Consider the following 25,995-nt stretch of genomic DNA (forward strand, 5'->3'; position numbering starts at 1 on the left):
TCGTCTTCCCGTCAGTCGATCGTGACGTAGTCGGGGCCCGAGTAGTGGCCGGAGCTGAGCTTCTGACGCTGCAGGAGCACGTCGTTGAGGAGGCTGGATGCGCCGAAGCGGAAGAGGTGCGGCTGGAGCCACTCCTCGCCCACGGTCTCGGCGACCGTGACGAGGTACTTCACCGCGTCCTTCGAGGTGCGGATCCCGCCGGCCGGCTTCACACCGATCTTCTCGCCCGTGCCTCGATGCCAATCGCGAACGGTCTCGAGCATGAGGAGCGTCGTCGGAAGCGTCGCGGCAGGCTGGACCTTGCCCGTCGAGGTCTTGATGAAGTCGCCGCCGGCCAGGATGCCGAGCCAGGAGGCGCGCTTGATGTTGTCGTAGGTGTTCAACTCACCGGTCTCCAGGATCACCTTGAGAGAGGCGTAAGAGCCGTCTTCGCGACGACAAGCGTCCTTCACCTGTGAGATCTGGTCGAAGACGAGGCCGTAGCGTCCGGAGAGGAATGCCCCTCGGTCGATGACCATGTCGATCTCGTCCGCACCGGCGGCGACCGCCTCGGCGGTGTCGGCGAGCTTGATCGCGAGCGATGCGCGGCCGCTCGGAAACGCCGTTGCCACGGCGGCGACCGAGATCAGACCGTCGTCGGGGTCGCCATGAAGGCTGCCGAGGGCGGTGACCGCGTCGCCGACCATGTCGCCGTAGACGCAGACCGCTGCGACCCGAGGGGTCGAGGGGTCGGCGGCATCCGGGTTCTTGGCCTTCGCGACGAGCGAGCGCACCTTGCCTGGCGTGTCCGCGCCCTCGAGCGTGGTCAGGTCGATCAGCTTGATGATCGTGTCGAGCGCCCAGGCCTTCGACGTCGTCTTGATCGAGCGGGTGCCGAGCCCGGCAGCGCGCTGCTCGAGGCCGACGGCGTCCACGCCGGGGAGCCCGTGCAGGAAGCGCCGGAGCGTGGTGTCGTCGGGCTCTCCGCCGAGAACGTCCACCGCCGTCCTGCGGCTGAGTTCTTTGGTCGTCACTGTTCCTCCAACAATGCTCGTGCTGTGGTCTCATCGGTCACCAGAACGCCGCAAAGGCCACTGGTCACGACTGTGCGTGCGATGTCGTGCTTGGCGGGGCCGGCCGTGACGAAGATCGCACGGGCGGCGCCGCGCAGTCGGTCGAGCGAGACGCCGACCGTCCGCGCGTCGAGCTGCGAGTCGACGATGTTCCCCTCGGCGTCGACGTAGCGCCCGAGAACGTCACCGACCGCGCCGCGACGTGCGAGCTCGTCGACGTCCTCCGCACTGAGGTATCCGTTCTCGACGTGGGCGGATGAAGCGTCGCAGGGGCCGGCGGTGAACAGGAATGCTTGGGCTTCGGCGGCTTCTTCGAGAACAGCCGCAACGGTGCGGTCGGACTCGATCGCCTGCTTCGTCTCCACGCGCTCGAGGATGGCGGGGCTCGGCAGGAGTGAGACCTGACCCGAGGCGCGCTGAGCGATCGTGACGGCGAGTCCCGCAGCGCCACCGGAGCGCCGGTTCAGGCTCACTCCTCCGTTGAGCTGCACGACGGTCACGCCGTTGGCCCAACCGTCGGGGAGCGCTTCGGCGACAGCGCGGAGCGTACGCCCCCAACTCACGCCGAGTGTGCGAGGGACCGGCCGAAGCGCAGTCAGGAAATCTGCCGCAGCCTGCGCGACACGTTCGAGCGTGCCGTCATCGCCGTCCGGTGCGGGGACGACCACGGCATCCGTCAAGGCGAACCGCTCGACGAGGAGCCGTTCGAGGCCGAGGCGACGCGCACGCGGGTGCACGATCTCGATGCGCACGATGCCGCGCTCCTTGGCCTGCGTCAGCAGACGCCCGACCTTCCAGCGCGAGATCTTGAGGAGTCCGCCGATCTCGTCCTGGGTCTTGTCCTCGTCGTAGTACAGCTCGGCGACGCGAACCATGAGCAGATCTTCTTCCACGGCATCCTCCTTCCTCCCCCAGCGTAGGCCCAATCCCCCGTTCGCGCACCAACTTGCTCATATGCGCACTTCGGCGGGAGGCGTCTGCGCATTCGCCGGAGACGCCGAAAGGGCGCCCGTCATGATGACGGGCGCCCTTCCTGATCGAACGGGCTCAGACGCGCTTGCGCGAGGTGAGAACCTGATCGACGATGCCGTACTCCAGCGCCTGCGCGGCGGAGAGGATGTTGTCGCGATCGATGTCGCGGTTGATCTGCTCGACGGGCTTGCCCGTGTGCTTCGCCATCGTCTCTTCGAGCCAGGTGCGCATACGGAGGATCTCCGCCGCCTGGATCTCGATGTCGGACGCCTGTCCCTGACCGGCTTCGCCCATCGCGGGCTGGTGGATCAGAACGCGGGCGTTCGGCAGCGCCAGACGCTTCCCCGGCGCACCGGCTGCGAGCAGCACGGACGCCGCGGAGGCCGCCTGTCCGAGCACGACCGTCTGGATCTGCGGCGCGACGTACTGCATCGTGTCGTAGATCGCCGTCATCGCGGTGAACGAACCACCGGGCGAGTTGATGTACATCGTGATGTCGCGCTCGGCGTCCTGGCTCTCCAGGACGAGAAGCTGCGCCATCACGTCATCCGCCGACGCATCGTCGACCTGGACACCCAGGAAGATGACGCGGTCTTCGAACAGCTTGTTGTACGGGTCCTGACGCTTGAAGCCGTATGCCGTGCGCTCCTCGAACTGCGGGAGCACGTAGCGGCTGGAAGGCATGTCGCCTGCGGATTGGAAAGTAGGGGTGTACATGTTGTCCTTTCGAATCCGGGTTACTCTGCGGCGTCCGCGGTACCGCCGCCACCGGCGACGTCACTGGCGTGCTCACGGATGTGATCGACGAAGCCGTAGGCGAGAGCCTCGTCCGCCGTGAACCAGCGGTCGCGGTCGCCGTCTTCGTTGATCTGCTCGACAGACTTGCCGGTCTGTCCTGCCGTGATCTCCGCCAGACGCTTCTTCATCGAGAGGATGAGCTGCGCCTGGGTCTGGATGTCGCTCGACGTGCCGCCGAAACCACCGTGCGGCTGGTGCAGGAGCACCCGGGCGTTCGGCGTGATGTAACGCTTGCCCTTGGTGCCACTGGTCAGCAGCAGCTGGCCCATCGATGCGGCCATGCCGATCCCGACCGTGACGATGTCGTTCGGAACGAACTGCATCGTGTCGTAGATCGCCATGCCTGCGGTGATGGAACCGCCCGGCGAGTTGATGTAGAGGTAGATGTCCTTCTCAGAGTCTTCTGCGGCGAGAAGAAGGATCTTCGCGCAGATCTCGTTGGCATTCTGGTCGCGCACCTCTGAGCCCAGCCAGATGATGCGATCTTTCAGCAGTCTGTCGAAGACGCTCGTTGCGACGAGGGGTTCTGCAGCCATGTCAGCTCCTGATTCCGTGTTTCAGTGATTCGAATCTACCGGCGTCAACGCGGCGCTCAGGCCGTGTTCGCCGTCGGCATATCAGGTGTCGGCGTCCGCGATCTCGAGGGCGTACGCCGTCATCGACCGGTGGTAGCGCGGGAGATGGGGAACCAGGGCCAGCAGAGCAACCGAAAGGCCCTGCGCCGGCTGTCCGGCACTGGCGAGGATGAGAGCATGGACGGCGGCGACCGCGTCACGGTACGGCCCCGATGCTGACAGCTCCTCCTCGGCGACGACGACGGCGAGGGCTTCGTCGTACCGCCCGAGGTTGCGCAACGAGCTCGCCAGCTGGATCACGCACTGCGGTCGGTGCTCGTCGTCGAGCCCCAGGACCAGTGCACGCCGGTACAGTTCCACGGCGTCCGCAGGCCGACCAGCCGAATCCCGGGCGCCCGCGCGCTCGAACTCGGCGCGCGCGTCGTCTGTTCCCCGCTCGGCGGCGAGGGTGTCGATACGGGCGATCGTGTCGTCGCCGACCTCTTCTCCGCTCGCGTCCGCCCACACGGCTTCGATGCGCTCATCCCAGCTCTTCATCAGTGCGCTTTCCCTCGATAGAAAAGAGGGCGGATGCCGCAGCATCCGCCCTCTTCATTGGATCGTGTCCGATCACTCGGCCTTGTCAGCCGCCTTCTTGGCCGGAGCCTTCTTGGCGGCAGGCTTCTTCGCAGCGGGCTTCTCGGCCGGCTCGGCGTCGTCAGCCGCGTCGGCCTTCTTGGCCGGAGCCTTCTTGGCAGCAGGCTTCTTGGCCGGAGCCTTTTTGGCCGGCTTCTCCTCGGCCTCAGCCTCGGTGGTCTCGGCCTCGTCGTCGGTGACGATGAAGTCGGACAGGTCGACAGCCTTGCCGTTGCTGTCCACGACCTTCACCTTGCCGAGCGCGACTGCGAGGGCCTTGTTGCGGGCGACCTCACCGACGAGCGCGGGAAGCTGGTTCGAGGACTGCAGAGCCTCTACGAACTCCTGCGGAGCCATGCCGTACTGCGAAGCCGACTGGATGAGGTACTGGCTGAGCTCCTCCTGCGAGACCTGCACGTCGGCCTGCTCGGCGATCGTGTCGAGCAGCACCTGCGTGCGGAACTGCTTCTCGCTCGCCTCGGTGACCTCGGCACGGTGCTCGTCGTCTTCGAGACGGCCTTCACCCTCGAGGTGGCTGTGCACCTCGTCTTCGATGAGCTGCGGCGGGACGGGGATCTCGATCTGCTCGAGGAGCGTCTCGACCAGCTTGTCGCGTGCGGCGGAGCCCTGCGTGAAGACGCCCTGCTGCGCGACGCGCTCGGCCAGGCTCTCGCGGAGCTCGGCGATCGTGTCGAACTCGCTCGCGATCTGAGCGAAGTCATCGTCGGCCTCGGGGAGCTCGCGCTCCTTGACCGCCTTGACGCTCACAGAGACCTCAGCCTCGGAGCCGGCGTGGTCGCCGCCCACGAGAGCAGAGCGGAACGTGGTGTCCTCACCGGCGGTGAGCGACTCGATCGCATCGTCGATGCCCTCGAGCAGCTCGCCGGAGCCGATCTCGTACGAGACGCCCTCGGCACGGTCGATCTCGGCGCCGTCGATCGTGGCGACGAGGTCGAGCTCGACGAAGTCGCCCTTGGCGGCGGGACGGTCGACCGGAATGAGGGTGCCGAAACGAGCACGCATGTTGTCGAGCTCTGCATCGAGGGCGGCTTCGTCGGCCTCGATCGCGTCGACCGTCACCGTGATGCCGTCATAGGAGGGCAGCTCGATCTCGGGGCGGACGTCCACCTCGATGTCGACGAGCAGGTCGCCGGAGAAGTCCTTCTCGTTCGGCCACTGCGTGATGTCTGCGGCCGGGCGGCCGACGACGCGCAGCTTGTGCTCCACGGTCGCGTCGCGGAAGAACTTGTCGAGGCCCTCGTTGACGGCGTGCTCGATGACCGCGCCGCGCCCGATGCGCTGATCAATGATCGGAGCCGGGACCTTGCCCTTGCGGAAGCCGGGGATCGAGACGTCCTGAGCGATGTGCTCATAGGCGTGAGCGATGCTGGGCTTGAGGTCGTCCGGGGTGACCGTGATGCTGAGCTTGACCCGGGTCGGGGTCAGCTTCTCGACGGTGCTGTTCGCCATGCTGGTGTGTTCTCCTTGTGATTTCCGCTTCGAATCGCGGCTGTAAGGTCTGTGGGTCTGTGTCGGGGCGACAGGAGTTGAACCTGCGACCTCCCGCTCCCAAAGCGGGCGCTCTACCAAGCTGAGCTACGCCCCGGGGAATCCGCACGCGGATTCAGCCCCACCGAGTCTAACGGACCGGAGCATGCGTCAGAGTCCGGTATAGTCGATGAGTCGGCATCGAGCTTTCCAGAAGCTCGATTCCGGGGCTGTAGCTTAGTGGTAAAGCCTTAGTCTTCCAAACTAATGATGCGGGTTCGATTCCCGTCAGCCCCTCCGCTCGAGAAGGCCTCCACCATCGGTGGAGGCCTTCTCGCGTCTGTGCCCGTCCCGTCGAATACGCTGACAGCATCGCTGCACACCGTCTCCGACCAGAAGGCACCATCGAATGGCCACGACGTGACCGACCAGACGCGGCCTGGCGCCGCCGAGCGTCCCTCGCCGCCCTCGGTTGGCGGACACCTCCTGCCCGTGCAGTTCTCGGCAGGCGCCCTCTCCCCCGGCTCCTCGTCGAAGCCTCGGAAGAACCGCAGAGGCCTCGTCGTCGGCCTGCTAGGCGGCGCCACCGTGGTCGCCGCGCTGGCCATCACGCAGTTGACAGCCAACCTCGGCTACGACAGCACCGCGTCGGAGTACGCGGACGCTGCACGGGCCGCCACCACAGCGAAGGCTGAGGTTCGCACTGCCACCGCTGGTCTGCGCGGCGCCACGGACGCGGGCGAACTCATCCTCGCCGGCGGGAACCAGCCGATCGCCGTAACGGCTGAGGTCGAAGCGGCGTTCTCGGCGGCGGTCGCGGCAGGCACTTCGGCAGCCTCCGACGCGGACGACATCCTCTCCACCGACATCCCCTCCGTCGCCGCGAAGCCCTCGTGGTTCTGGGAGCTTTTCGGCGCCGCAGCCGAGCTGGAGCAGCACCGCGACGATGTGGACACTCTTTCCGACGAATTGACGACGGCCTCCGCCGATGTCTCTGCGGCAAAGAAGGAGATCACCGGCAGCGGCCTGGCTGTGATGACCGCGGCAGCCTCTGCAGCTCCCGCGTTCGAGACCGCACATCTCTCCGCGCGCAACGACGCCGTGGTAGCCCTCCGGAATGCGGCAGCGGATGCGACCGCCACCACGGCGCTCGACGAATCCGCGGCGACGAACTACCTGGCACTGCAGGAGGCAGCGGCACAGGTCGTCGCGACCGAGAACGAGGAATTGGCGGAGAAGGCGGGACCGCTCCTGAACGCGCGGCTCGAGGTCGAAGCCTTCGCCCGCTCATTGGCCCCCGGAGTGCTGTTGGACTTCGACTGGGCACCGGTCGTCAGCGGCGCCGGCTACAACGGCAGCATGGGCGGCTACACGACATGGTGGTGGGACGACCCCGGCCGCTCGACCATCGAACTCTCGAACTCGGTCGCCGAGCAATGGCCCGACGATCGGAGCAGGGCGCTCGTCGCGCATGAGGTGGGGCACGCGATCAGCGTGAAGTGCCAGGGCATGTACGACTCCTCCACGCAGGACAGCATCGAGAAGTGGGCAACCGCGTGGGCGATCAGCATGGGCTTCACCGACGATGCGAACGGCGTCTGGGCGTACGGATACCCACCACAGAGCTACATCGATGCGGCGGCAGGCTGCCGCTGAGCCCATCGCCGGAGACGGAAGAAGCCGCCGCGATCACTCGCGGCGGCTTCTTCGATGTCAGGTCGAGGTCACTGGCCCCGACGCTCGCGCAACTGCGTGAGCGCGTCGTCGAGAAGCTGAACGGCTTCTTCGTCGGTGCGACGCTCCTTCACGTAGGCGAGGTGAGTCTTGTACGGCTCCGCCTTCGCGAGCGCAGGAGGGTTCTCCTTGTCACGACCGGCCGGCAGGCCGGACTGCGGGTGATCGATCGTCTCCGGGATCTCCTCTTCGGGGAGACCGGCGGCGAAGTACCGGACGGTCTCGTTCCCGAGTCCATCCCAGTACGAGACCTTGATGCGATCGGCGTGATAGCCGTGGTCCTGCTCCCCCATCGGGCCGGAACCCACACGGGTGCCACGGATCGCGTTTCCACCGGTTGCCATCAGATGACCTCGAATTTCGTGATGAGGCCCAGCGCGACGATGGAGACGAACCATGTCAGAGCCAGGACGACGGTGAAGCGGTTCAGGTTCCGCTCCGCGAGCCCGGAAGAGCCGACCGCAGAGGTCATGCCTCCACCGAACATGTCGGAGAGGCCACCGCCGCGACCTTTGTGCAAGAGGATGAGGAGGGTCAGCAGAACGCTGGTGATGCCCAGCACGACCTGCAGGACGAACTCGAGAATTGCCACGAGAAAGAGCCTTTCGCTGGGGCCGGAACGCCCCCGTAACGGTCAAGTATACGGTGCAGCGGGGCCGTAGCCCCGCTGCACTCACACGCCGACGTGCTTCTCGAAGCGGATGATCGCGGCGAACTCGTCCACGACGAGGCTCGCCCCGCCGACCAGAGCGCCGTCCACATCGGGCTCGCGCATGAAGCTGGCGATGTTCGCCGCCTTCACCGAGCCGCCGTAGAGGATGCGGGTCCGTGCGGCAGCCTCGTCGCCGAGAACCTTCGCGATGACGGCACGCAGAGCGGCGCAGACATCCTGCGCCTGCTGCGGCGTCGCCGCCTGGCCGGAGCCGATCGCCCACACGGGCTCGTACGCGACGACGATATCCGCCTTCGGCGAGACGCCCTGGAGCGCCGCCTCGAGCTGACCGGCCGGAACCGCGCTGGCGCCGAACTTCTCCAGGTCGGATGCCGTCTCACCGACGCAGATCACCGGGACGAGGCCGTGCTTGAGTGAGGCCTGCACCTTGGCCGCCACGACATCGTCACCTTCGGCGTGGTACTCACGACGCTCCGAGTGGCCGATGATGACGTACTTCGCGTCCAGTTTCGCCAGGAACGCCCCGGACACCTCACCGGTGTACGCACCGGAGTCGTGCGCCGACACGTCCTGCGCACCGAGCGCGAAGGGGATCTTGTCGGCGTCGATGAGCGTCTGGACGCTGCGGATGTCGGTGAACGGCGGGAAGACCGCAACCTCGACCGAACCGTCTTCGTGCTTCGCGTCCTTCAACGTCCAGTGCAGCTTCTGCACGAACGCGACCGCCTGCAGGTGGTCGAGGTTCATCTTCCAGTTTCCCGCGATCAGCGGGGTACGAGTGTTCACGCCCATCCGAGCACCTCCAGGCCAGGTAGTTTCTTGCCCTCGAGGAATTCGAGGCTTGCACCGCCGCCGGTCGAGATGTGACCGAACTGGTCGTCGGTGAATCCGAGCTGACGCACGGCCGCCGCGGAGTCACCGCCGCCGACGACACTGAGGCCGTCGACCTCGGTGAGCGCCTGTGCGACGGTCTTGGTACCGGCCGCGAACGCCGGGAACTCGAACACGCCCATCGGGCCGTTCCAGAACACGGTCTTCGACCCGCGGATGACCTCGGCGAAGTTCGCCGCCGTCTCGGGGCCGATGTCGAGGCCGATGCCCGACGCGCCGAACGGCGTGGACTCGATCGCATCGGCTGCGGCGATCTCATGCGCCGCATCCGCACCGAAGGAAGCCGCGACGACGACATCGGTGGGGAGCACGAGCTCCACGCCGCGCTCTGCCGCCTCCGCGATGTAGCCGCGGACGGTCTCCAGCTGATCCTCTTCCAGCAGGCTCGATGCCACCGCGTGGCCCTGCGCCTTGAGGAAGGTGAACAGCATGCCGCCACCGACGAGAATCTTGTCCACCCGCGGAAGCAGGTGCGAGATGACTCCGAGCTTGTCGCTGACCTTCGAGCCGCCGAGGACGACCGCGTAGGGACGCTCGGGGTTCTCGGTCAGGCGGTCGAGCACGTCGAGCTCGGCCGCGATAAGCAGACCGGCTGCGGACGGGAGCAGTTCGGCGAGCTCGTACACGCTCGCCTGCTTGCGGTGCACGACGCCGAATCCGTCGGAGACGAGCACGTCGCCGAGTTCTGCGAGTTCGGCCGCGAAGGCCGCACGCGTTGCTTCGTCCTTCGAGGTCTCCCCCGGGTTGAACCGCAGGTTCTCGATGACGACGACTCCGCCGTCCTCGAGGGAGGCCACGGCGTCCTTCGCCGACTCGCCGACCGTGTCGCGCGCGAACGCGACCGGAGCGCCGAGCAGCTCGGAAAGACGCTGAGCCACCGGCTCGAGGCTGTACTGCGGGTCGGGCGCGCCTTCCGGCCGCCCGAGGTGAGAGCACACGACGACGCGGGCGCCCGCGTTGATGAGTGCGTTGAGGGTCGGCAGCGAGGCGCGGACACGGCCATCGTCCGTGATGATCCCGTCCCGGAGGGGGACATTGAGATCACAACGGACGATGACGCGCTTGCCCTCGAGCGACCCCAGAGTGTCCAGGGTGCGCAGAGTCATGTTTCTGAGCTTAGAGGCGCTCGGCCACGTACTCGGTCAGGTCGACGAGACGGTTGGAGTAACCCCACTCGTTGTCGTACCAGCTGGAGACCTTGATCAGGTTGCCGCTGACGTTGGTCAGCGTCGAGTCGAAGATCGACGAGTGCGGGTTGTGCACGATGTCGCTCGAGACGATCGGGTCCTCGTTGTACTGGAGGTATCCCGCGAGACGGCCGTCGGCCGCAGCCTTCTTGTAGGCCTCGTTGACCTCGTCGACCGTCAGGTTCTCGCGGTCGGTGATGAGGGTGAGGTCGACGATCGAACCGGTGGGAACCGGAACACGGTACGACGAGCCGCTCAGCTTGCCCTGGAGCTCCGGCAGAACCTCACCGATGGCCTTGGCCGCACCGGTCGATGCCGGAGTGATGTTGATCGCGGCGGCGCGTGCACGACGGAGGTCGCTGTGCGGGCCGTCCTGCAGGTTCTGGTCTGCGGTGTAGGCGTGTGCCGTCATCATGAAGCCGCGGTCGATGCCGAACGCGTCGTTGAAGACCTGTGCGAGCGGTGCGAGGCAGTTGGTGGTGCAGGACGCGTTGGAGATGATGTGATCCGTCTCCGGGTTGTACGTGTCCTCGTTCACGCCCATGACGAACGTTCCGTCGACACCGGTGCCCGGAGCCGAGATGAGGACCTTCTTCGCGCCGGCCTCGATGTGCTTCTTGGCGAGCTCGGCCTTGGTGAAGAAGCCGGTGGACTCGATGACGATGTCGACACCCAGCTCGCCCCACGGGAGGCCTGCGGGGTCGCGCTCGGCGAAGGCCTTGATGACCTTGCCGTTGACGGTGATGCTGTCGTCGTCGTAGCTGATCTCGGCGTCGAGGACGCCGCCGACCGAGTCGTACTTCAGCAGGTGCGCCAGGGTCTTGTTGTCGGTGAGGTCGTTGACGGCGACGATCTCAAGGTCCGCTCCCTGCGCGAGAGCCGCGCGGAAGTAGTTGCGTCCGATGCGGCCGAAGCCGTTAATACCGATCTTGACAGACACTCAGGTCTCCCTGTTTCTCGTGCGCCGCACGCAGCTTTCCAGCATGCATGTGGCGCGGGGTTTTTTGGCTGAGAGGGCGTCCCGACGAGCCGTGGCCCGTCGGGACGCGACCCGATTACGACAGTACCAGCAGGCCGTTCGTCTGCTTACGGGCGACCTCGAGGCGCTGGGCGACGTTCTCCCAGTTCGCGATGTTCCACGCGGCCTTGACGTAGTCGGCCTTGACGTTGAGGTAGTCGAGGTAGAAGGCGTGCTCCCACATGTCGAGCTGGAAGAGAGGGATGGTGCCCTGGGCGGTGTTGGACTGCTGGTCGAACAGCTGCTGGATGATCAGACGCGAGCCGATCGAGTCCCAGCTGAGAACAGCCCAGCCAGAGCCCTGGATTCCGGTCGCCGCCGCAGTGAAGTGCGCCTGGAACTTCTCGAACGAGCCGAAGTACTCCTCGATCGCCGCCTTCAGCTCGCCCTCGGGCTGCCCTCCGCCGTTCGGCGACAGGTTGGTCCAGAAGATCGAGTGGTTGACGTGACCGCCGAGGTTGAAGGCGAGGTCCTTCTCGAGCTTGTTGACGTTCGCGAGGTTGCCGCTGTCGCGCGCCTCTGCGAGCTGGTCGAGGGCGGTGTTCGCACCGGCGACGTAAGCCGCGTGGTGCTTGTCATGGTGCAGCTCCATGATCTTGCCGCTGATGTGCGGCTCGAGGGCTGCGAAGTCGTAGGGAAGGTCAGGGAGCGTGTAGGTCGCCATGTCGCTTTCATCCAATCCGCGCCGCGCCGCGGCGCTTGCCGATCCTCCGCGCCGCCGAGGTGCGGCGTAGAGCGGACGTCTTTCATCCTACTGACGACAACGCGGCCGTGCGCCCGATCCTTCCGCCATATGACGAAGACCCGCCCCCCGATGCATCGGGGGACGGGTCTTCGTCGAGAGAGTGGATCAGACGTCGAGTCCGACCGGGACGGCGTCCTCGGTACCCGGGATGCCCTCCTGCTGAGCTCGCTTGTCGGCCATCGCCAGGAGGCGGCGGATACGGCCCGCCACGGCGTCCTTCGTCAACGGCGGATCGGCATGGTGGCCGAGCTCGTCGAGGCTGGCATCCCGATGCGCGAGACGCAGTTCTCCAGCGACCTTCAGATGATCGGGCACTTCGTCGGCCAGGATCTCGAGCGCACGCTCGACACGCGCACATGCGGCGACCGCCGCCTGTGCGGAGCGACGCAGGTTGGCGTCGTCGAAGTTCACCAGGCGGTTGACCCCGGCCCGCACCTCACGGCGCTGACGGAGCTCTTCCCAGGCGATGGCGGTCTTGTGCGCGCCCATCTCGTTCAGGATCGTGCGGATCGACTCGCCCTCGCGCACGACGACGCGCGGCATCCCGCGCACCTCTCGGGCCTTTGCAGCCACGCCGAGACGGTGAGCGGCACCGACGAGAGCCATCGCCGCTTCCGAGGAGGGGCACACGACCTCGAGCATGGCAGAACGGCCGGGCTCGCTCAGGGTGCCGGCGGCCAGGAACGCACCACGCCACAGGCCCGCGACCTCGGCCCGAGAGCCGGTGGTGAGGCGGTTGGGCAGTCCCCGAACGGGGCGGCGGCGCTGATCGAGCAGGCCGGTCTGACGGGCGAGCGTCTCGCCCTGGGCGATGACACGAACCGCCCACCGCGCACCGTCGTTCGCGGTGCTCGATTGGACCTGTGCGATCTCGGGTCGCACGCCGTAGATCTCAGCGAGGTCGCGCGCGACTCGACGCGCGAGCGTCTCCGCGTCCACCTCGGCCTCCACGGCCACGCGACCGGCGATCGAATGCAGACCGCCGGCGAACCGGAGGATCGCGGTCACTTCCGCCACCCGCACCGTGGGGGGTGCGGTGCGGATGCTGACCAGCTCGGCCTTGACGTCGGTGGTTAGTGCCACGACACTCCTTCACGTTCACGCGCCGGATCGCGACGCAAACGTCCAGCTTACTCGGCCGGGCGGCTCGCTATTCTCGGCCCAGGTCGCGGTGACGCACGTTCACGGCGACCCCGGGGATGGAGGCGAGCCTGCGCGCCAGCTCCTCCGACATCGCCACCGAGCGGTGTTTCCCGCCCGTGCAGCCGATCGCGATCGTCGAGTGACTCTTGTTCTCGCGCTGATAGCCCTCGAGCACAGGCACCAGGGCCGCGGAATAGGCGTCGAGGAACTCCTTCGCGCCCTCACGTGAGAGGACGTACTCTCGGACCGTCTCTTCCTGGCCGGTCAGGCCGCGGAGCTCTTCGTTCCAGAACGGGTTCGGCAGGAACCGCATGTCGGCGACGATGTCGACGTCGGTCGGCAGCCCGTACTTGAACCCGAAGCTGAGCAGGGTGACGCGGTGCCGCGCCTCGCCCTCGGCCGAGAAGATGTCTGAGACCTGCGTGGCCAGCTGGTGGATGTTGAGAGTCGACGTATCGATCACGAGATCGGCAGCTTCGCGGATCGGTGCGAGCCTGGCGCGCTCGATGCGGATGCCGTCGAGCAGGGTGCCTTCGCCCTGCAGCGGATGCGGTCGCCGCACGGACTCGAACCGACGCACGAGCACGTCGTCGGACGCATCCAGGAAGAGCACCCTGACGGAACCGCGCGAGCGCAGTGCACGCGCCACCCCGGGGAAATCGTCGAAGAGATTGCGTCCGCGAACATCGACCACTGCTGCGACCTTGGGCAGAGCGGTGCCGCCCATGTCGGTGAGATCGAGCAGGGGCCGCAGGATCTGCGGGGGCAGGTTGTCGACGACATACCAGCCGAGATCCTCGAGTGCGTTCGCCACGGTCGTCCGGCCCGCGCCAGACATCCCAGTGACGATGAGGAACTCGCCCTTCTCGCCGTCAACCATTGCTCAGTACTCCCTCTCCCCCTCGGTCTCCAGCCTAGCGAGTGGACAGGTGCGTGTGGATGTTCTGAGCGAGTACCGGTCCGATCCCTTGGACTTCTTCGATCTGTCCCGGCTCGGCGGCACGAAGAGCGGTGACGGACCCGAAGTGCTTCAACAGCACCTTGATGCGCGCGGCGCCGAGCCCTGGAACTTCGGCGAGCACAGAGGTGATGTCGTTGCGCCGCTTCCTGCGCTGGTGCGTGATCGCGAATCGGTGCGCTTCGTCGCGCAGGCGCTGCAGCAGGTACAGCGCCTCGCTCGTGCGCGGCAGGATCACCGGGAAGTCGTCGCCGGGGAGCCACACCTCTTCGAGCCGCTTGGCGATGCCGCACACGGCGATCTCGGTGTGACCGGCATCACGGAGTGCTCTGGCTGCCGCCTCCACCTGCGGCTTGCCGCCGTCGACGAGGAGCAGTTGAGGCGGGTAGGCGAAGCGGGGCTTACGACGCGCCGTGGCCTCGCCGAGGTCTTCGGCGACGACGTCCTCCGTCGTCGGATCGATGATCTCCAGCTCTTCGGGCCGGTCGAGGTACGCGAGCCGTCGCCGAAGCACCTGGTACATCGAGTCGGTGTCGTCCGTCGTCTCGGCGATGTTGAAGGATCGGTACTGGTCTTTGCGCGCCAGCCCGTCTTCGAAGACCACCATCGACGCGACGACGTTGGTGCCGCCGAGGTGCGAGATGTCGAAGCACTCGATACGCAACGGCGCCTCGGTCATCCCCAGCGCATCCTGCAGATCGGTGAGTGCCTGGGTACGGGCGACGTAGTCGGTCGTACGCCGCGTCTTGTGCCTGATCAGCGCCTGCTGGGCGTTGAGGCTCGCCGTGCGCATCAGATCGGCGCGCTGGCCGCGCTGGGCGACGGCGATCTCGACCTTCTTGCCCCGACGTTCCCGTAGCCACAGTTCGAGTTCCGCGGCGTCGTCGGGGAGCGTGGGGACGAGGATGCGACGGGGCACGTCCTGCGCGTCACCGTACGCCTGCTGCAGCACCTGATCGACGAGTTCGGCACTCGTGATGTCGATCTCCTTCTCGATCGTCAGTGCCCGCACACCGCGCACGCGACCGCCGCGGATCACGAAGTGCTGCACCGCGGCGGCGAGCTCGTCCTCGGCGATGCCGAACAGGTCGGCGTCTTCGTCGCTGGCGAGCACGAGTGCGCTCTTGCCGAGCACGGCCTCGATCGCGGAGAGCTTGTCGCGGTACTTCGCTGCGGCTTCATAGTCCATCGCCGCGGACGCAGCCAGCATCCGCTTGGTGAGTTCCCGCGTGAACCGCTCGTCGCCACCGGCCATGAAAGCGACGAAATCGTCGACCATCGCCCGGTGCTCTTCGATCGTCACCGTCATCGAGCACGGGCCGCCGCACTTGCCGATCTGGCCGGGGAAGCACGGGCGCCCCGTCTGCATGGCGCGCTTGTAGCTGGCGTCGCTGCAGGTCCTGATCGGGAACGCCTTGACCATCAGGTCGATCGTCTCGTGCACCGCCCACACCTTCGGGTAAGGGCCGAAGTAGCGTGCGCCGGGAATCTTCCTGTTTCGGGTCACCAGCACACGGGGTGCCTCATCGCCGAGAGTCACCGCCATGAACGGGTAGGACTTGTCGTCCTTGTATCGAACGTTGAAGGGCGGATCGAACTCCTTGATCCACATGTACTCGAGTTGCAGCGAGTCGACATCGGTCGGCACGACGGTCCACTCGACCGAAGCTGCCGTGGTGACCATCCGTCGCGTGCGCTCGTGGAGCGTGCGCAACGGCGCGAAGTAGTTCGAGAGACGCTGACGCAGGTTCTTCGCCTTGCCGACGTAGAGCACCCGGCCCGAGGCGTCACGAAAGCGATACACGCCGGGGTCGGTGGGAATCTCCCCCGGCCGAGGCTTGTACGCCAACACGTCGGCCATCAGCTGGCCTTCCGCGCGGAGCGCCCCTCACCCAGGATCTCGGCGAGGAACAGCCCGGTGTGGCTCTCTTCGACGCGAGCGATCTGCTCCGGTGTGCCCGTGGCTAGGATCTGTCCGCCGCCGGAACCGCCCTCAGGCCCGAGATCGATCACCCAGTCTGCCGACTTGATCACATCGAGGTTGTGCTCGATGACGATGACCGTGTTGCCCTTTTCGACGAGACCATTCAGCACCTCGAGGAGCTTTCGGACGTCTTCGAAGTGCAGACCCGTGGTCGGCTCGTCGAGAACGTAGATGCTGCGACCGTTGCTGCGGCGCTGGAGTTCGGTAGCCAGCTTGACGCGCTGCGCCTCACCACCGGACAACGTCGTCGCCGACTGACCGAGCCGCACGTAGCCGAGGCCCACATCGACGAGCGTCTTCATGTAGCGATGAATCGCCTGGATCGGTTCGAAGAAGTCGGCCGCCTCCTCGATCGGCATCTCGAGCACCTCGGCGATGTTCTTGCCCTTGTAGTGCACAGCCAGCGTGTCGCGGTTGTAGCGCTTGCCGTGACAGACCTCGCAGTCGACATACACGTCGGGCAGGAAGTTCATCTCGATCTTGATCGTGCCGTCACCGGAGCACGCCTCACAGCGGCCGCCCTTGACGTTGAAGCTGAACCGGCCGGGCTGGTAGCCACGGACCTTCGCTTCCGGCGTCTCGCTGAAGAGCGTGCGGATGCGATCGAACACTCCGGTGTAGGTCGCCGGGTTCGACCGCGGGGTGCGGCCGATCGGCGCCTGGTCGACGTGCACGACCTTGTCGAGGTTGTCGAGTCCGGTCACCCGCGTGTGCTTGCCGGGAACCGTGCGGGCACCGTTCAGTCGCGAAGCCAGCACCTGGTAGAGGATGTCGTTCACGAGCGAGGACTTACCTGAGCCGCTGACCCCGGTGACCGCGGTGAGCACGCCGAGCGGGAAGTCGGCCGTGACGTTTCGGAGGTTGTTGGCGCGCGCGCCCACGACACTCACCATCCGCTTCCTGTCGATCTTGCGGCGCTTCTTCGGCATCGGGATCTCACGGCGACCGGAGAGGTACTCCCCCGTCATCGAGGCGCTGTCGTTGAGCAGTGCCGAGTACGGACCGGAGTGCACGACCTCGCCGCCGTTCACGCCGGCACCGGGGCCGATGTCTACGACCCAGTCGGCCGCTTCGATCGTCTCTTCGTCGTGCTCGACCACGATCAGCGTGTTGCCGAGGTCACGCAGTTTCAGCAGCGTGTCGATGAGGCGGCGGTTGTCGCGCTGATGCAGACCGATCGACGGCTCGTCGAGTACGTAGAGCACCCCGGTCAGACCGGAGCCGATCTGCGTCGCCAGACGGATGCGCTGCGCTTCACCACCCGAAAGCGAACCGGCCGAACGGCTGAGGTTGAGGTATGAGAGACCGACCTGCAGCAGGAAGTCGAGACGGAGACGAATCTCACGGAGCACCTGCGCGGCGATCTTCGCTTCACGGTCGGTCAGCGTGAGGGTCTCCATGAACGCGCGAGCGTCGGCGAGGCTGAGGTGTGAGACCTCGGCGATCGAGTGGCCGTGCACCTGCACGGCGAGAACCTCGGGCTTGAGCCTGTTGCCATCGCACACGGGGCACGGCACCTCGCGGAGGTACTCGCCCCACCGGCCGCGCTGGGTGTCGGACTCGGCCTGCAGGTACTGTCGCTCGATGTACGGCACGACGCCTTCGAACCCGGATGTGTACCGCATCTCGCGGCCGTAGCGGTTCTTCCACTTGACGGAGACCTTGTAGTTCTCGCCGCGCAGCACTGCATTCTGCACGTCGGAGTGGAGTTTGCGCCACGGCGTGTCCAGCGAGAAGTCGAGGTCGTTCGAGAGGCCTTCGAGCAGTCGCTCGTAGTACTGGAACAGTCCCTTGCCCTGCGTGGTCCACGGGATGATGACGCCCTCGCGGATCGAGAGGTCTTCATCGCCGAGCATCAGATCGACGTCGACGGACATGCGCGTGCCGAGCCCGGAGCATGCCGGGCACGCTCCGAACGGCGCGTTGAACGAGAACGTGCGCGGTTCGATCTCGGTGAGAGTGAGGGCATGACCGTTCGGGCAGGCCAGCTTCTCGGAGAACGTCTGCCACGCGTCGTCGCCCTCGCCGTCGACGTAGTTGATCTGCACCACTCCACCCGCGAGTCCGAGAGCGGTCTCGACCGAGTCGGTGACGCGTCCGAGGATGTCGTCGGACGCCACCAGCCGGTCGACCACCACGGCGATGTCGTGCTTGTAGCTCTTCTTCAACGTGGGCGGCTCGGCGAGCTGGATGAGGTCACCGTCGACGATCGCCCGCGAATAGCCCTTCGCACCGAGCTCACGGAACAGGTCGACGAACTCGCCCTTCTTCTGCGAGACGATCGGCGCGACCACCTGATAGCGCGTGCGCTCGGGGAGCTCCATGAGCTGGTCGGCGATCTGCTGCACCGTCTGACGCTGGATCCGCTCGCCGCATTCGGGGCAGTGCGGGATGCCGATGCGCGCCCAGAGCAGACGCATGTAGTCGTAGATCTCGGTGATCGTACCGACGGTGGACCGCGGGTTGCGGTTCGTCGACTTCTGGTCGATCGAGACGGCGGGGCTCAACCCCTCGATGAAATCAACGTCTGGTCGATCGACCTGACCGAGGAACTGGCGCGCGTACGCGCTCAGCGATTCGACGTAGCGACGCTGCCCTTCGGCGAAGATCGTGTCGAACGCGAGGCTGGACTTTCCCGACCCGGACAAGCCGGTGAACACGACGAGGGAGTCGCGCGGAATATCGATGTCGACGTTCTTGAGGTTGTGAACGCGGGCACCGCGAACACTGAGTTTTCCGGCGGAGGCAACGGGGACGATGGGCACCGAACAAGTCTACGAGGGGCCACGGACATTGGCTCCGCGAGGACGCTCAACAATCGGATCCGCGCCCGTCGACGACACGTTCCGCAGAGCCTCCGACCGCCGGACCATCCGCAGCGCCAGCAGCACTCCGAACGCGAGCGCCGCCGCGGCGAGCGGGGCGAGCCACACGATCCCGTGATCGATGTTCGATGGTGCCAACAGCCACACCCCGAAGACCACGGGTTGCGCCAGCAGCTGGATGATGAGGAAGCGCGCGAGGCTCGGGCCGAGCACCGCGAGGGCGACTCGCGAGGACATCGGGATCACCAGGCTGAGCGCTGCAAGGACGTGGATCGCGGGCACGAGCAGCATGGCGAGGGCCGTACGTGCCGGATCCGGGTCGGTCAGGAGGACCCCGAACACGAGGCAGGCCGCCCCGAACCACGCTGCCAGCGAGCGCGGGAGCACGACAGCGAGAAGCGCGGCGATCACCGCCAACCCCTGCCACAGCGGGAAGGGGACGAGCATAACCGCGCCGCCCCACACGATCGCGAGGACCAGGAGTCGGACGGTGATCCCCGGAACAGCGGCCCGCACGCGGAAAGAACGGAGACCGCGCTTCATCGCCGCACCGTCCGCATCCGTTGCTGGCGAAGGGCCGCGAGACGCATCGCGACATCGACATCAGGATCCGTCCACGCGACGACCTCGACCCCGGCACGACGGAGCTCGACGAGGATGTCGGAGCGTTCCGCGAGCAGAGTCCGCAGCGCGATGCGCTGCTCACGGGTGAGTCGGCCCTCGTCCGGTGTGGGGAGCACGTCGACCGCGACCACGGCATGGCCCGCCGCCCGCCACCGCGTGGCCAATTGCGCCGCGGCTCCGTCGAAGAACGTGGAGAGCACGAAGACTATGGATCCTGACGGCACGACCGGCGACCGTCTGTACCCGGAGTCGTCGTCGCTCTGACCGGTCGCCGCGACCACGTCACGCACGCGTGCAAGATGGCGCCGGCCTCCGCCGGACGGGATGCTGCGCCCGCTGGGCGAAAGTGCGTGATAGGCGACCCGATCGCCGATGCCGACCGCCGCGGTGGCGATCGACAGCGCGGCCTCACGCGCGAGATCCAGGGAGGTGATTCCTGATCGGTCGGGGTCGTCCGCACCCCAGGAGGCGACCACGGTTCCGAGATCCTCCGCAGTGTCGACCGCGATCACCACCGAGGAATCGCTGAGCGTGGTGGTGCGCCGCACGAGGAGTTCCCCTGGCCGGCGGGCGGCGCGGGCCGTTGCGCGCCAGTCGACCCGACGCAACTCATCACCGGGCGCGAACGGATGGATGTCGCGGAAATCGCCGCCCTGGCCGGGTCGCTCCCCCTCGTGGGAACCGTGCAGACCCGTCAGCCGCGGGGCGACCGGGAGTCGTCCGATCCGGAGCTGCCTCGGCGGCGTGTTCCACTCCAGCACCACCTGGGGCCCCGCGTCCGAGACCCATGCGCCGTCGAGGGCGACCCCGCGGACGGTCACTGCGAGCAACTCCACCGGACCGGAGTGCTGCAGGCGGCTGCGCGCCGTGAGGACGGATCGTCCTGGCTTCACGTCCGCGAGCCCCGATCGCTGCTCCTCCTGGTCGATCGCGACCTGGAGCCAGTCACCGTCGAGAGTCGCGTCCGCCACCGCCACGACCTCGGACGAGCTCTCCGAACCCTCCGGGTGGGCATGCAACTCGATCGACATCACCGAATCACGGGGCCGACGCAGCAGCATCCATGCCGTCGTCAGCGCGAGCGGAAGGCCGATGCCGATCACATCGGGTCGCGAGAAGACGAGACCCACCGCAGCGAGGATCGCCGAGCCGGCGACGCCGATCGCGATCACGGGCGTCCGGCTCCAGCGCACAGCAGAGCTCGCCGTGACGCGGACCTGCGCAGTCACCGCACTGCGGCCACGGTCGGCGGCACGGGTGTGGCCTCGACCACCGCCGCCACGACCGATCGGGGGTCCACGCCCTGGGCCCAGGCCTGAGGTGTCAGGGTGAGCCGGTGCGCGAGCACGGGTTCCGCAATGCGCTTGATGTCGTCCGGTCGCACATAGCCCCGACCGTCCAGGGCCGCGAGCGCGCGGCCGAGCAGCACGAGGGACTGCGATCCGCGCGGCGAGGCTCCGACGGCGACGTGCGTCGCATTCCGCGTGGCCTTCGTCAGCTCCACGCAATATCTGGCGACATCGGCGTCGACATGGATCCTCTCGACGGCCGCCTGGATCGCGAGGAGACCCGCTCCGTCGACGACCGGATCGACGGACACATCGGGGCTCTGCCGGCGCACACGGTCGAGGATGATGCGCGTCTCATCCTCCGCCTCGGGGTAGCCGACGGCGAGGCGCACCATGAAGCGGTCCAGCTGCGCCTCGGGAAGCGCGTACGTGCCCTCGTACTCGATCGGATTCGAAGTCGCGATCACGTGGAACGGCAGCGGCAGCGGGAAGCTGTTGCCCTCGACGGTGACCTGATGCTCCGCCATGGCCTCCAGCATCGCGGACTGGGTCTTGGGCGTGGTGCGGTTGACCTCATCGGCGAGGAGCAGACCGGTGAAGATCGGCCCTAGTCGGAACACGAAGTCACCGGTGGCCGGCGCATAGACGTAGGAACCGGTGACATCGCCGGGGAGCATGTCCGGAGTGCACTGCAGGCGTCGGAAATCGAGGCCGAGCGCGGACGCCAGACTCCGCGCCGCGAGTGTCTTCCCCAATCCCGGGACGTCCTCGAAGAGCACATGGCCGCCCGCGAGGATCGTGGCGAGGGCGATCGTGAGCGGTTCGTCCATCCCGACGACGGCACCGCGCACGCTCTCGAGGATTCGACGCCCGGTATCGGCGATCTGCGTGGTCTCCTGGCTGCTCATCCGGTCTCCTCCGTGTCATTCGGAATTCGGTCGATCGCGTCGAGCACGATCTCGATGTCGGTGCGCTGTACTTCGCGCCGGTGCAGGGCATCCCGCACCCCCTCGCCGAGAAGGGCGTCGATGCGGGCGTGCTGTGCACGGTCGTCGAGGTCGAGTCCGCGCAGGGCGAGGCGTCTCCTCAGCACGCTCTGCACTCTGCGCACCACGACGTGGCCGGCTACACCCGTGCGTGTGTTGATCGCCCAGGCCATGCGTGACACCTCGGAGCCGCGCGGGTTGCGGCTCCGCTTCTCGGGAGGCCAGACCGGCCCGACCTCGATGAACTCCTGGCGGCAGGCGAGGACCACTGCGGCGACGAGGATCATCCACGCGAGCACGAACGCTTCGGGGAAGCCCAGCTGCCCGAGCAGGAAGAGCACGGCCAGGGCGAGAACGCCGCCGATGCCCAGAACCAACATCCGCCTCTTCATCGCCACCCCTCCTGGATGCCGAGGAGACACTCGGAGGCCCGGGTCCGGTCGTTCTCGTCGGCGTCGTGACCGCCGAAACGGACCTGTTCGTAGAGGGCGAGCAAGGTGACGACGTCAGCGGCGATTCCGGCGCGTCGGCCGATGATACGTACGGTGAACTCCGAAGGGGTCTCGTTGACGCCGCGACCAGCACCGGCATCCGCCGCCGACTCCTCCAGCCCCACCCACGCCGCCACGATGCTGTCACCGGGCACTGGTCGGTCGTCGATCGTCCGCAGCGCCTCGGCAATCCCCCGCCGGATCGTCGCCTCGTCCGGCTCGATATCCGTCACCGGCGCGGTCACGACCTGGACGTCGACCTTCGTCGCTTCTCGGCGCGCGAGCGGACGGTCACGCCACAACTCCACGAGGTAGCGGATCAGGAGCCGCACGCCGAAGTACGCCATCGTGAGAACGGCGGCGATGACGACCGCGGCGAGGATGTAGCCGATGATCGCGAGAAGCGGCGAGTCCTCGGAGGGCTCCATCGGCGGAGGCGCGGTCTCCGTCGACGCAGTCGGCAGGACATCGTCCCCCGCCCGTTCCCCGGTGTCGTTGAACCATCCACCGAACTGCGGAAGCCCCTGCGCGGCCGCCGCGAACATGATCGTCGCGAAGAAGCCGGCTACCGCGATCAGCGGGAGCAGTAGCCTCGCCCGCGGCCGATCCACCCCGGCACGCTCCTGCTCCGGGACCGAGGGCTCGGAGCGCGACATGCCTCCACCATAGGGGGCCGCTCCTCAGCCGCGAGGTCATCGCCGCGGTGAAACCGCGACGCGGAGGACGCGTCAGCCGAGATCCGGCCGTCGCCCCGCAAAAGGACCGAGCCCGTCACGGAGAGCCGCGATCGCATCCATGTCCATGCCGACTGCGGCCATCACCTGATGGGGAACGTTCACTGCCCGATCACGGAGCGCTGCCCCGGCCTGCGTCAGCGTGATCTCCAGGCGTCGTTCGTCTTCACTGCTGCGCTGACGGACGATCAGTCCCTCCGCTTCCAGCCGCTTCACCAGCGGCGACGCGGTGGCAGGCTCCAGTGCGAGGTCGATCGCGAGGTCGTTCAGCGTCCTCGGCGCGCGCTCCCAGAGCGCCAGCATGACGAGGTACTGGGGGTGCGTGAGACCGAGGGGCTCCAGAATCGGGCGGTACAGGGCGACGACGTTGCGCGCCGCGGTCACCAGAGCGAAGCAGAGCTGATTCTCGAGCCGGAGCAGATCGTCGGTTGCTGTCACAAGGGAGACTATACATCTGCACTAATAGTTAGTACACTAAACAACATGGCACAGGACTCCGACCGCCCACCCCTCCGCACCCGCATCCGCGACGCCGGCGGGTTCTACTCCTGGGTCAACACGAACCTCATCCGGTTCGCCGGGCCCGCCTCGGTGGGGCCCTACGAGAAGACTCCACCACCCAGCGCCTCCGAACGCGCCGAACGCGCCTGTCCCCTGTGTGGTGCCCCGATGACGCAGCACGAGATCGACCGCACCGGCCCGAAGACTCTGGTGCACTGCCCGTAGCGTCAATCCTGCTCTGGCGCCTCGACCGCTGAGCCCGTCGACTCTCGTGCGACATCGAGCCAGAACATCAGTGCGGTGTCGTCCTCGATGGCGCCTGGCACCACGTCGAGCCAGCCCGAGCTCATGGTGCGTGAGCCCATGACGGCGCGAGCCGCCCCCGGGTGCGTCAACAGCGCTGCGCCGTTCTCGTCATCGACCCGGACGAGCAGAACGCCGCCAGGGCGCGCACCCACCAGGATGTGACCGTCATCGAGGAACGCTCTTGTGCCGAACATGCGACGTTCCTCGATCTCGGCGTCCGCACTCAAAAGCGCCCGGACGCGGTCGGCGAGCTCGTTCCCTGCAGCATCCATCGGTCAGGTTCCTGTCTACGCGTGCCCGGCGCGCTCCATGGCACGGAGCTCTTTCTTCATGTCTTGCACCTCGTCGCGCAGCCGCCCGGCGAGCTCGAACTTCAGCTCGGCAGCAGCCGCGAGCATCTGGTCCGACAGATCCTGAATCGTGGCTTCGAGCTGCTGCGCACCCTCGGCAGCGATCCCGGTTCGGCGCAGGTTCGGCGTCGGCGACTTGCCCTTGCCCGTCGCCCGACCTCGACCCGACATCATCTCCGCTGTGTCGGCACCCTCCCGGGCCAGCACCTCGGTGATGTCGGCGATGCGCTTGCGGAGCGGCTGCGGGTCGATGCCATGCTCCTTGTTGTACGCGACCTGCTTCTCGCGGCGGCGGTCGGTCTCCTCGATCGCCTTCGTCATGGAGTCGGTCATCTTGTCGGCGTACATGTGCACCTCACCCGAGACGTTACGCGCCGCACGACCGATGGTCTGGATGAGGGAGGTGCCCGATCGGAGGAAGCCTTCCTTGTCGGCGTCGAGGATCGCGACGAGCGAGACCTCCGGCAGGTCGAGGCCTTCACGCAGCAGGTTGATGCCCACGAGCACGTCGTAGACGCCGGCACGCAGTTCGCTGAGCAGTTCGACACGGCGCAGGGTGTCGACATCGGAATGCAGGTAGCGCACGCGCACACCGTGCTCGCCGAGGAAGTCGGTGAGCTCCTCCGACATCTTCTTGGTGAGGGTCGTGACGAGCACGCGCTCGTTGCGCTCGACACGAAGACGGATCTCTTCCAGCAGATCGTCGATCTGCCCCTTCGATGGCTTCACGACGATGTGCGGATCGACCAGTCCGGTCGGACGGATGATCTGCTCGACGATGCCGTCGGCGATCCCCATCTCGTATTTGCCCGGGGTGGCGGACAGGTAGACGGTCTGCCCGATGCGGTTCTTGAACTCGTCCCACCGCAGCGGACGGTTGTCCATCGCGCTCGGCAGTCGGAATCCGTGATCCACGAGCGTGCGCTTGCGAGACGCATCACCCTCGTACATCGCACCGATCTGAGGCACCGTCACATGCGACTCGTCGATCACGAGCAGGAAGTCGTCGGGGAAGAAGTCGAGTAGCGTGTGCGGCGGCTCGCCGGGTTCGCGCCCATCCATGTGCCGCGAGTAGTTCTCGATGCCGGAGCAGAAGCCCAGCTGCTGGAGCATCTCGAGATCGAAAGTCGTGCGCATGCGCAGGCGCTGTGCCTCGAGCAGCTTTCCCTGCCGCTCGAACTCGGTCAGACGATCTTCCAATTCGGCCTCGATCGTGCCGATCGAGCGCTGGATGACATCGGTACCGGCCACATAATGCGAAGCCGGGAAGATCGGAACGGAGGCCAGCTTCTCGATGACCTCGCCGGTGAGCGGGTGAAGCGAGTACAGCGCCTCTATCTCATCGCCGAACAGCTCGATGCGGATGGCGTGCTCTTCGTAGACGGGGATGATCTCGATCGTGTCGCCGCGCACCCGGAAGTTGCCACGGGAGAAGTCGACATCGTTGCGGTTGTACTGCATCGCGATGAACTGACGGATCAGGGCGTCACGGTCGTACCGCTCCCCCACCTGCAGCGCGACCATGGCGCGGAGGTACTCCTCCGGTGCGCCGAGACCGTAGATGCAGGACACGGTCGAGACGACGATGACATCGCGACGGCTGAGGAGCGAGTTCGTCGTGGAGTGCCGCAGCCGCTCGACCTCGGAGTTGATCGAGGAGTCCTTCTCGATGAAGGTGTCGGTCTGGGGCACGTAGGCCTCTGGCTGGTAGTAGTCGTAGTACGAGACGAAGTACTCGACCGCGTTGTTCGGCATGAGTTCGCGGAACTCGTTCGCGAGCTGCGCGGCCAGTGTCTTGTTGTGCGCGAGAACCAGCGTCGGGCGCTGCACCTGCTCGACCAACCAAGCCGTCGTCGCGGACTTTCCGGTACCGGTCGCACCGAGCAGCACGACGTCGGTCTCCCCCGCGTTGATGCGCGCCGCAAGGTCGGCGATGGCCTTCGGCTGGTCGCCGGCGGGCTCGTACTCGCTGATGACCTCGAAGGGGCGGACACTGCGCGTGGGTTGCATACCTCCAGCGTATGCCGCCCCTCCGACATCGAGGCCGTCACAGGAG

General features: G+C 66.7%; 26 protein-coding genes and 2 tRNA genes. 3 read left to right on the top strand and 25 right to left on the bottom strand.

Going from position 1 to position 25,995, the window contains the following annotated elements; translation table 11 throughout:
- Positions 1 to 11: 11 nt before the first annotated feature.
- The 7 genes from deoC to ACIQTX_RS13480 all read right to left on the bottom strand — a co-directional run bounded on the left by deoC (position 12) and on the right by ACIQTX_RS13480 (position 5,618).
- Complete coding sequence (gene deoC / locus ACIQTX_RS13450; RefSeq protein WP_402972721.1) at positions 12 to 1,013, bottom strand: deoxyribose-phosphate aldolase; 1,002 nt, start codon at positions 1,011 to 1,013, stop codon at positions 12 to 14.
- Positions 1,010 to 1,945, bottom strand: coding sequence for a sugar-binding transcriptional regulator (locus tag ACIQTX_RS13455; protein WP_028501576.1), 936 nt, complete (start codon positions 1,943 to 1,945; stop codon positions 1,010 to 1,012). Before ACIQTX_RS13455 ends, deoC begins: the two co-directional genes overlap by 4 nt.
- 154 nt (positions 1,946 to 2,099) lie before the next feature.
- Positions 2,100 to 2,741 carry an ATP-dependent Clp protease proteolytic subunit gene (locus tag ACIQTX_RS13460; protein ID WP_028501575.1) on the bottom strand — a complete coding sequence of 214 codons (642 nt, stop codon included), beginning with the start codon at positions 2,739 to 2,741 and terminating at the stop codon, positions 2,100 to 2,102.
- A gap of 20 nt (positions 2,742 to 2,761) precedes the next feature.
- Positions 2,762 to 3,358 (bottom strand): ATP-dependent Clp protease proteolytic subunit, encoded by a 597-nt coding sequence (locus tag ACIQTX_RS13465; protein WP_028501574.1) that lies wholly within the window; start codon positions 3,356 to 3,358, stop codon positions 2,762 to 2,764.
- An 81-nt stretch (positions 3,359 to 3,439) separates the two neighbouring features.
- On the bottom strand, positions 3,440 to 3,934 hold the full coding sequence (locus tag ACIQTX_RS13470; RefSeq protein WP_402972724.1) for a tetratricopeptide repeat protein: 495 nt from the start codon (positions 3,932 to 3,934) through the stop codon (positions 3,440 to 3,442).
- 72 nt (positions 3,935 to 4,006) lie between these two features.
- Positions 4,007 to 5,482: a trigger factor gene (gene tig / locus ACIQTX_RS13475; protein ID WP_402972726.1), complete on the bottom strand. Its 1,476-nt coding sequence runs from the start codon at positions 5,480 to 5,482 to the stop codon at positions 4,007 to 4,009.
- A 62-nt stretch (positions 5,483 to 5,544) separates the two neighbouring features.
- Positions 5,545 to 5,618 (bottom strand) — tRNA-Pro (locus ACIQTX_RS13480).
- Between the two features lie 108 nt (positions 5,619 to 5,726).
- Here ACIQTX_RS13480 and ACIQTX_RS13485 point away from each other — a divergent pair.
- Positions 5,727 to 5,797, top strand: a tRNA-Gly gene (locus tag ACIQTX_RS13485).
- A gap of 123 nt (positions 5,798 to 5,920) precedes the next feature.
- A complete protein-coding gene (locus ACIQTX_RS13490) occupies positions 5,921 to 7,156 on the top strand; it encodes a hypothetical protein (RefSeq protein WP_402972728.1) in 1,236 nt (411 codons plus the stop codon).
- A gap of 68 nt (positions 7,157 to 7,224) precedes the next feature.
- Here the strand turns inward: ACIQTX_RS13490 and ACIQTX_RS13495 are convergent, their stop codons facing one another.
- From ACIQTX_RS13495 to ACIQTX_RS13570, 16 genes are all read right to left on the bottom strand, one after another.
- The gene (locus ACIQTX_RS13495) at positions 7,225 to 7,578 is read right to left on the bottom strand and encodes an RNA polymerase-binding protein RbpA (protein ID WP_028501571.1); all 354 of its coding nucleotides are present in this window, start codon (positions 7,576 to 7,578) and stop codon (positions 7,225 to 7,227) included.
- Positions 7,578 to 7,826 (bottom strand): preprotein translocase subunit SecG, encoded by a 249-nt coding sequence (gene secG / locus ACIQTX_RS13500; protein ID WP_017202783.1) that lies wholly within the window; start codon positions 7,824 to 7,826, stop codon positions 7,578 to 7,580. Before secG ends, ACIQTX_RS13495 begins: the two co-directional genes overlap by 1 nt.
- A gap of 81 nt (positions 7,827 to 7,907) precedes the next feature.
- Positions 7,908 to 8,699: a triose-phosphate isomerase gene (gene tpiA / locus ACIQTX_RS13505; RefSeq protein ID WP_028501570.1), complete on the bottom strand. Its 792-nt coding sequence runs from the start codon at positions 8,697 to 8,699 to the stop codon at positions 7,908 to 7,910.
- Positions 8,690 to 9,904, bottom strand: a complete 1,215-nt coding sequence (locus tag ACIQTX_RS13510) for a phosphoglycerate kinase (protein WP_402972732.1) — start codon at positions 9,902 to 9,904, stop codon at positions 8,690 to 8,692. The genes tpiA and ACIQTX_RS13510 overlap by 10 nt, the downstream gene beginning before the upstream one ends.
- A 10-nt stretch (positions 9,905 to 9,914) precedes the next feature.
- Positions 9,915 to 10,925 carry a type I glyceraldehyde-3-phosphate dehydrogenase gene (gene gap / locus ACIQTX_RS13515; RefSeq protein WP_028501568.1) on the bottom strand — a complete coding sequence of 337 codons (1,011 nt, stop codon included), beginning with the start codon at positions 10,923 to 10,925 and terminating at the stop codon, positions 9,915 to 9,917.
- A 115-nt stretch (positions 10,926 to 11,040) separates the two neighbouring features.
- Entirely contained in the window at positions 11,041 to 11,667 is a 627-nt protein-coding gene (locus ACIQTX_RS13520; protein ID WP_028501567.1) for a superoxide dismutase, read from the bottom strand.
- 186 nt (positions 11,668 to 11,853) lie between these two features.
- Positions 11,854 to 12,831, bottom strand: a complete 978-nt coding sequence (gene whiA / locus ACIQTX_RS13525) for a DNA-binding protein WhiA (protein WP_028501566.1) — start codon at positions 12,829 to 12,831, stop codon at positions 11,854 to 11,856.
- 67 nt (positions 12,832 to 12,898) lie between these two features.
- Positions 12,899 to 13,771, bottom strand: coding sequence for an RNase adapter RapZ (gene rapZ / locus ACIQTX_RS13530; protein WP_402972734.1), 873 nt, complete (start codon positions 13,769 to 13,771; stop codon positions 12,899 to 12,901).
- Between the two features lie 34 nt (positions 13,772 to 13,805).
- Positions 13,806 to 15,710: an excinuclease ABC subunit UvrC gene (gene uvrC / locus ACIQTX_RS13535; RefSeq protein WP_402972735.1), complete on the bottom strand. Its 1,905-nt coding sequence runs from the start codon at positions 15,708 to 15,710 to the stop codon at positions 13,806 to 13,808.
- Positions 15,710 to 18,598, bottom strand: coding sequence for an excinuclease ABC subunit UvrA (gene uvrA / locus ACIQTX_RS13540; protein ID WP_402972736.1), 2,889 nt, complete (start codon positions 18,596 to 18,598; stop codon positions 15,710 to 15,712). Before uvrA ends, uvrC begins: the two co-directional genes overlap by 1 nt.
- A 9-nt stretch (positions 18,599 to 18,607) precedes the next feature.
- Entirely contained in the window at positions 18,608 to 19,201 is a 594-nt protein-coding gene (locus ACIQTX_RS13545; RefSeq protein WP_402972737.1) for a hypothetical protein, read from the bottom strand.
- Positions 19,198 to 20,511 carry a DUF58 domain-containing protein gene (locus ACIQTX_RS13550; RefSeq protein WP_402972738.1) on the bottom strand — a complete coding sequence of 438 codons (1,314 nt, stop codon included), beginning with the start codon at positions 20,509 to 20,511 and terminating at the stop codon, positions 19,198 to 19,200. Before ACIQTX_RS13550 ends, ACIQTX_RS13545 begins: the two co-directional genes overlap by 4 nt.
- A complete protein-coding gene (locus ACIQTX_RS13555) occupies positions 20,508 to 21,479 on the bottom strand; it encodes an AAA family ATPase (RefSeq protein ID WP_402972739.1) in 972 nt (323 codons plus the stop codon). Before ACIQTX_RS13555 ends, ACIQTX_RS13550 begins: the two co-directional genes overlap by 4 nt.
- Positions 21,476 to 21,949 carry a hypothetical protein gene (locus ACIQTX_RS13560; protein ID WP_402972740.1) on the bottom strand — a complete coding sequence of 158 codons (474 nt, stop codon included), beginning with the start codon at positions 21,947 to 21,949 and terminating at the stop codon, positions 21,476 to 21,478. The genes ACIQTX_RS13555 and ACIQTX_RS13560 overlap by 4 nt, the downstream gene beginning before the upstream one ends.
- On the bottom strand, positions 21,946 to 22,704 hold the full coding sequence (locus tag ACIQTX_RS13565; protein WP_402972742.1) for a DUF4129 domain-containing protein: 759 nt from the start codon (positions 22,702 to 22,704) through the stop codon (positions 21,946 to 21,948). The genes ACIQTX_RS13560 and ACIQTX_RS13565 overlap by 4 nt, the downstream gene beginning before the upstream one ends.
- Before the next feature lie 72 nt (positions 22,705 to 22,776).
- Positions 22,777 to 23,220 carry a MarR family transcriptional regulator gene (locus ACIQTX_RS13570; RefSeq protein WP_028501562.1) on the bottom strand — a complete coding sequence of 148 codons (444 nt, stop codon included), beginning with the start codon at positions 23,218 to 23,220 and terminating at the stop codon, positions 22,777 to 22,779.
- Between the two features lie 45 nt (positions 23,221 to 23,265).
- On the opposite strand from ACIQTX_RS13570, the gene ACIQTX_RS13575 reads away from it, so the two are divergent.
- The gene (locus ACIQTX_RS13575) at positions 23,266 to 23,508 is read left to right on the top strand and encodes a hypothetical protein (protein WP_028501561.1); all 243 of its coding nucleotides are present in this window, start codon (positions 23,266 to 23,268) and stop codon (positions 23,506 to 23,508) included.
- Between the two features lie 2 nt (positions 23,509 to 23,510).
- Here the strand turns inward: ACIQTX_RS13575 and ACIQTX_RS13580 are convergent, their stop codons facing one another.
- Positions 23,511 to 23,861, bottom strand: a complete 351-nt coding sequence (locus ACIQTX_RS13580) for a TfoX/Sxy family protein (protein ID WP_036273909.1) — start codon at positions 23,859 to 23,861, stop codon at positions 23,511 to 23,513.
- 15 nt (positions 23,862 to 23,876) lie between these two features.
- A complete protein-coding gene (uvrB, locus tag ACIQTX_RS13585) occupies positions 23,877 to 25,949 on the bottom strand; it encodes an excinuclease ABC subunit UvrB (protein WP_105525750.1) in 2,073 nt (690 codons plus the stop codon).
- Between the last annotated feature and the right edge of the window lie 46 nt (positions 25,950 to 25,995).

The organism is Microbacterium sp. NPDC090281 (assembly GCF_044769635.1).
Lineage (GTDB): Bacteria > Actinomycetota > Actinomycetes > Actinomycetales > Microbacteriaceae > Microbacterium.

Excerpts from the sequence above, each read along its gene's own strand:
- ACIQTX_RS13565 (WP_402972742.1), bottom strand. The coding sequence starts at position 22,704 with ATGTCGCGCTCCGAGCCCTCGGTCCCGGAGCAGGAGCGTGCCGGGGTG.
- ACIQTX_RS13465 (WP_028501574.1), bottom strand. The coding sequence starts at position 3,358 with ATGGCTGCAGAACCCCTCGTCGCAACGAGCGTCTTCGACAGACTGCTG.
- uvrC (WP_402972735.1), bottom strand. The coding sequence starts at position 15,710 with ATGGCCGACGTGTTGGCGTACAAGCCTCGGCCGGGGGAGATTCCCACC.
- ACIQTX_RS13470 (WP_402972724.1), bottom strand. The coding sequence starts at position 3,934 with ATGAAGAGCTGGGATGAGCGCATCGAAGCCGTGTGGGCGGACGCGAGC.
- ACIQTX_RS13460 (WP_028501575.1), bottom strand. The coding sequence starts at position 2,741 with ATGTACACCCCTACTTTCCAATCCGCAGGCGACATGCCTTCCAGCCGC.
- ACIQTX_RS13520 (WP_028501567.1), bottom strand. The coding sequence starts at position 11,667 with ATGGCGACCTACACGCTCCCTGACCTTCCCTACGACTTCGCAGCCCTC.
- ACIQTX_RS13495 (WP_028501571.1), bottom strand. The coding sequence starts at position 7,578 with ATGGCAACCGGTGGAAACGCGATCCGTGGCACCCGTGTGGGTTCCGGC.
- ACIQTX_RS13560 (WP_402972740.1), bottom strand. The coding sequence starts at position 21,949 with ATGAAGAGGCGGATGTTGGTTCTGGGCATCGGCGGCGTTCTCGCCCTG.
- ACIQTX_RS13575 (WP_028501561.1), top strand. The coding sequence starts at position 23,266 with ATGGCACAGGACTCCGACCGCCCACCCCTCCGCACCCGCATCCGCGAC.
- tig (WP_402972726.1), bottom strand. The coding sequence starts at position 5,482 with ATGGCGAACAGCACCGTCGAGAAGCTGACCCCGACCCGGGTCAAGCTC.
- tpiA (WP_028501570.1), bottom strand. The coding sequence starts at position 8,699 with ATGGGCGTGAACACTCGTACCCCGCTGATCGCGGGAAACTGGAAGATG.
- ACIQTX_RS13555 (WP_402972739.1), bottom strand. The coding sequence starts at position 21,479 with ATGAGCAGCCAGGAGACCACGCAGATCGCCGATACCGGGCGTCGAATC.
- rapZ (WP_402972734.1), bottom strand. The coding sequence starts at position 13,771 with ATGGTTGACGGCGAGAAGGGCGAGTTCCTCATCGTCACTGGGATGTCT.
- uvrB (WP_105525750.1), bottom strand. The coding sequence starts at position 25,949 with ATGCAACCCACGCGCAGTGTCCGCCCCTTCGAGGTCATCAGCGAGTAC.
- ACIQTX_RS13580 (WP_036273909.1), bottom strand. The coding sequence starts at position 23,861 with ATGGATGCTGCAGGGAACGAGCTCGCCGACCGCGTCCGGGCGCTTTTG.
- ACIQTX_RS13545 (WP_402972737.1), bottom strand. The coding sequence starts at position 19,201 with ATGAAGCGCGGTCTCCGTTCTTTCCGCGTGCGGGCCGCTGTTCCGGGG.
- ACIQTX_RS13510 (WP_402972732.1), bottom strand. The coding sequence starts at position 9,904 with ATGACTCTGCGCACCCTGGACACTCTGGGGTCGCTCGAGGGCAAGCGC.